This window comes from Streptomyces sp. CA2R106 (genome assembly GCF_037034245.1).
Classification (GTDB): domain Bacteria; phylum Actinomycetota; class Actinomycetes; order Streptomycetales; family Streptomycetaceae; genus Actinacidiphila.
Genome location: NZ_JBAGKC010000076.1, coordinates 1 through 4,830 on the forward strand (window position 1 = coordinate 1; position 4,830 = coordinate 4,830).

Sequence of the window (4,830 nt, forward strand, 5' to 3'; positions counted from 1 at the left end):
GGCGGTGCTGGCGCATCCGGAGTGCGACATCGGCCTGGTGGGCTACGAGATGGCCCTGCTCGTCGACCGGGCGGGCGCCGTCCTCACCCCGGACCTCCGCGCCGAGCTCCAGGGCAGCCTGCTCAACTGAGCACCGCCCGCCCGCTGTTCACCCGCACGACAGATCGTTCCCGTACTTCCGCACCAGCAAGAGCACTGCCCGGACACGGAGGACCCTCATGACCCCGCCACCCGCCTCGCCGGGCCCGTACGGCGCGTCCCACCATGCGCCGTACGGGGTGGAAGGCGACCAGCCGCTGGTGCGGCCGTACGCCATGACCGGTGGCCGCACCCGGCCGCGCTACCAGCTCGCGCTCGAGGCCCTGGTCAGCACCACCGCCGACCCGGCGCAGTACGCGGGACTCCTTCCCGAGCACCAGCGGATCTGCCATCTGACGCGTGAGATCAAGTCGGTGGCCGAGATCTCGGCGCTGCTCGCGATACCGCTCGGGGTGGCCCGGATTCTCGTGGCCGACCTCGCCGAGGCCGGCATGGTGGCCATCCACCAGCCCGGCAGCGGCGACGCGGGCGGCCAGCCAGACGTGACATTGCTTGAGAGGGTGCTCAGTGGACTTCGGAAGCTCTAGGCCGCAACCGCAGCAGGCGGCGTACGCTGCGCCGCCGGTGCGGTCGACCACCTCCGCGAAGATCGTGGTGGCGGGTGGCTTCGGCGTGGGCAAGACCACGTTCGTCGGTGCGGTGTCGGAGATCAACCCGCTGCGCACCGAGGCCGTGATGACCTCGGCGTCGGCCGGTATCGACGACCTGAGCCACGTCCAGGACAAGACCACCACCACGGTGGCGATGGACTTCGGCCGCATCACGCTCGACGACGACCTGATCCTCTACCTGTTCGGCACCCCCGGCCAGGACCGGTTCTGGTTCATGTGGGACGACCTGGTGCGCGGCGCGATCGGCGCCGTGGTGCTGGTCGACACCCGGCGGCTGGCGGACTGCTTCCCGGCGGTCGACTACTTCGAGAACAGCGGACTGCCGTTCGTGATCGCGCTCAACGGCTTCGACGGCCACCAGCCGTACCGGCCGGAGGAGGTGCGCGAGGCGCTCCAGATCGGCCCCGAGGCGCCGATCATCACCACCGACGCCCGGCACCGCGGCGACGCGAAGAGCGCGCTGATCACGCTGGTCGAGCACGCGCTGCTGGCCCGCCTGAAGTAGCGCGCAGCTGCGGGCGGACACCGCCGACGCAAGGCCGAGGGCCCGTTATGTCACACGACATAGCGGGCCCTCGGCCTTCCATAACATTTCGAGAGAGTTTCCTTCAGGTGGCGAACACGGCTCGCGCTCGATCAGTGCCGCCGCGTGTACGTCTGTCATATGGTTTGCTCGGCCTTTGGACTTATGCCCTTTTTATCTCTAGCCTTCTGGCGTGATCCGCCGGACGCCGGACGTTTCCGGACGTTTGGCGTGCACCTGCATGGCGTGCTGGAATGCGCAGACCTGAGTGCGGGAAGCGCAGGAAGCGCAGGGAACGGCCGTCGTTGTCGCGTCGTCGCCGAGAGGTTGTTGGTCCAGTGAGGAATACGAGGCGAGTCGAGGCGGGTGCCGACCGGGGCCCGCGGGGGAACTTCACTCCGCCGCAGCGCACCGGGGGCACCCCGGAGCCGGTGGCCGAGGACCTGCCGGGGCCGGGGCGCCGCTTCGGCATGCGCAACTGGCGGATGGCCACCCGGCTGAACGCGATCCTCCTGATACCGGTGCTCGTCGCCCTCGTCCTGGGCGGCTTCCGCGTCAACAGCTCCGTCACCACCTGGCAGCAGGCCGACGACGCGGTGCGCACCGCGAAACTGGTCCGCGCCGCCGCCACCTACAGCAACGCGCTGGAGAACGAGCGCGACACCACCGTGGTCCCGCTGCTGGAGGGCCACCGCACCGCGTCGAGCGTGTCCGCCGCGTACGCCGCCACCGACGCCGCCGCCCGCGCCTTCGACAAGGCCGCGGTCGGCATACCCGACGGCGCCGACCTCCGGCGCCGCATGGCCAGCTTCCGCAGCGTCGAGCCGCAGCTGTCCTCCCTGCGCAAGTCCGCCTTCACCGGCCAGCTCTCCGGCGTGCAGACCGAGGAGTGGTACGTCAAGATCCAGCACCCGCTGAGCGAGCTGTCCAACGAACTCGGCTTCGGCACCGGCAACAGCGCCTCCTACGGCCGGACCCTGTACGCCGTCTCGCTCGCCAAGGCCGCCGAGTCGCTGACCCGCGCCATCGGCACCCACATCCTGGTCGAGAAGCACCCCACCTCCCAGGAGCTCGCCCTCCAGAAGACCGCGCTCGGCTCCTACCAGTACCTGGAGGGCATCGCGCTGGAGGAGTACGACGGCGGCGGCAGCACCGCCGACCAGGCCCGGCTGAAGGCCGCGCAGGACGCCGCGGTGAAGAAGGGCCAGGCCCAGGTCACCGCCGCGCTGAGCAAGGCGAAGGCGAACCACACCGCGTACATCGTGCCGCCGGACCTGACCCGGATGGTCACCGACCTGACCGACCCGGCCTACACCGTCACCCGGCTCAACGCCGAGGGCGTCACCCCCGCGTCCTACCTGTCCGCCGCCACACTGTCGTTCGACGCCTACCGCTCGGTCGAGACCCAGCTCGCCGACCAGGCGGCCGCCGACTCCGCGCGGGTGGCCGCCCACGCCAAGCGCGACGTCTTCATCAACTCCGCGCTCGTGCTGGTCGCGCTGATCATCGCGTTCATCGTCGCCGCCCTGATGGCCCGCGCGATGTCCCGCAGCATGCGGCGGCTGCGGACCGCCGCGTTCGACATCGCCGAGACCCGGCTGCCGGCCCTGGTCGACCAGCTCTCCCGCACCGACCCCGGCCGGGTGGACACCCAGGTCGCGCCGATCCCGATCACCACCCGCGACGAGATCGGCGAGGTGGCCCGGGCCTTCGACCAGGTGCACCGCGAGGCGGTCCGGCTCGCCGCCGAACAGGCGCTGCTGCGCGGCAACGTCAACGCGATCTTCACCAACCTCTCGCAGCGCAACCAGGGCCTCATCCAGCGCCAGCTGACCCTGATCACCGAGCTGGAGAACAACGAGGCCGACCCCGACCAGCTGGCGAACCTCTTCCGGATGGACCACCTGGCCACCCGTATGCGGCGCAACGGCGAGAACCTGCTGGTCCTCGCCGGCCAGGAGCCCGACCGCCAGTGGAACCAGCCGGTACCGCTGGTCGACGTGCTGCGCGCGGCCGCCTCCGAGGTGGAGGCGTACGACCGGATCGAACTGGTCGGCATACCCGAGACCGACATCCACGGCAGCGCGGTCAGCGACCTGGTACACCTGCTCGCCGAACTGCTGGAGAACGCCACCACCTTCTCCTCCCCGCAGACCAAGGTGCGGGTCACCGCCACCCGGCTGCCCGACACCCGCCTGATGATCGAGATCCACGACAAGGGCATCGGCCTGACCGCCGAGGACTTCGCCGACATCAACCACAAGCTCGCCGACCCGCCCACCGTCGACGTGGAGATCGCCAAGCGGATGGGCCTGTTCGTGGTCGGCCGGCTGTCGCTGCGGCACGGCATCCGGGTCCAGCTGCGCCCCTCCGGCGAGCAGGCCGGCACCACCTCGCTGGTGATGCTGCCGGAGGCGATCACCCGCGGCGGCGGGGGCGACCCGGTCGCCGACGACACCGACTTCACCGTCTCCCGGATCGTCCCCGAGCACCTGGCCGACCGCACCGGCGACGCCCACCCGCAGGTCACCGGCGAGCGCACCGCCGCCGAACTCGGCTTCGACGACTCCCGCTACGACCGAGCGGGTGAGACCGGCCCCCACCCGCTCGACCCGGTCGGCCGCTCGCTGCAACGCGAGGAACTGCGCGAGGAGCGCCGCGCCCGGCTGGAAGCCGGCGCCGCCGGCACCCAGGACCCCCACCTGGGCCAACTCCCGCCGCAGCGAACGGAATCGGCCGACTTCGCCCAGCCCTACGCCCAGGACCCCACCGCCCAGTACGCCCAGGGCTACGGCCCCGACGCCGCCCCTTCCTACGGGCAGCAGCCGTATGAGCAGGGCTTCCAGCCCGGCTACGAGCAGCAGGGGTACGCCGACGGGCAGCAGGGGTACGCCGAACAGAGCGGCTACTTCGAGCAGCCGTACGGGACGGTTTCCGGCCAGACCTACGACCCGGCCGCGCCCTACGGCGGGCCGTCGCAGTACGCCGAGCCGTACCAGGAAGCCGGACCGGGCGGCCACTTCGCGCCCGACGCGGGTTACAGCCCTGCTCAGGAGGGATGGCCGCAGGACGCACCCCAGGTAACGGAATCCGTTCCGCCGCTCCCCGAGGGCCCCTCCGAGAGCGTAGTCTCGCCTTCGCTGACGGACGCCGGCCTCCCGCGCCGCGAACGCCGGCACCCCGCCCCGTCCGACGACCCGCGGCCCGACCGGCAGCCCGGTGGGCCGATCCGGCAGGAGCAGCCCGACGACGAGTCCACCGACCCCCAGGAGCAACCCCAGCCGGACGGTGACGGCTGGCGGTCGACGAACGACGAGCACTGGCAGCGGGCCGAGTCGGTCCGCGAGCCGAAGGCAGGCGGAGTCACCCCTTCCGGTCTGCCCCGGCGGGTACCCAAGGCCAACCTGGTCCCGGGTGCCGCGGCACAGACCCCGCAGGGCGGCCCACAGGTCTCCCGCGCACCGGAGGACGTACGCGGCAGGTTGAGTAATCTGCGACGTGGCGTCCAGCAAGGGCGCACTGCTGGAGCTGACACGAACGGACAGGCCACCGACAGCCGATTCGGCGGCCCCCAGAACCAGGAGCGCTAGTTGAGTC

3 protein-coding genes and 1 pseudogene are annotated in these 4,830 nt (G+C 71.3%); all 4 read left to right on the forward strand.

The annotated features are described in order from the left end of the window. Positions 1-130 (forward strand): annotated as a pseudogene (locus WA788_RS34970) (roadblock/LC7 domain-containing protein); the annotation flags it as partial. A gap of 88 nt (positions 131-218) precedes the next feature. Further along, entirely contained in the window at positions 219-626 is a 408-nt protein-coding gene (locus WA788_RS34975) for a DUF742 domain-containing protein (protein WP_335984411.1), read from the forward strand. Next, a complete protein-coding gene (locus WA788_RS34980) occupies positions 607-1,215 on the forward strand; it encodes a GTP-binding protein (RefSeq protein ID WP_435130796.1) in 609 nt (202 codons plus the stop codon). The genes WA788_RS34975 and WA788_RS34980 overlap by 20 nt, the downstream gene beginning before the upstream one ends. A 488-nt stretch (positions 1,216-1,703) precedes the next feature. After that, positions 1,704-4,823 carry a sensor histidine kinase gene (locus WA788_RS34985; RefSeq protein WP_335984414.1) on the forward strand — a complete coding sequence of 1,040 codons (3,120 nt, stop codon included), beginning with the start codon at positions 1,704-1,706 and terminating at the stop codon, positions 4,821-4,823. Positions 4,824-4,830 lie beyond the last annotated feature (7 nt).

Coding starts and splice junctions, on each gene's coding strand:
- WA788_RS34975 (WP_335984411.1), top strand. CDS start 219: ATGACCCCGCCACCCGCCTCGCCGGGCCCGTACGGCGCGTCCCACCAT.
- WA788_RS34985 (WP_335984414.1), top strand. CDS start 1,704: ATGCGCAACTGGCGGATGGCCACCCGGCTGAACGCGATCCTCCTGATA.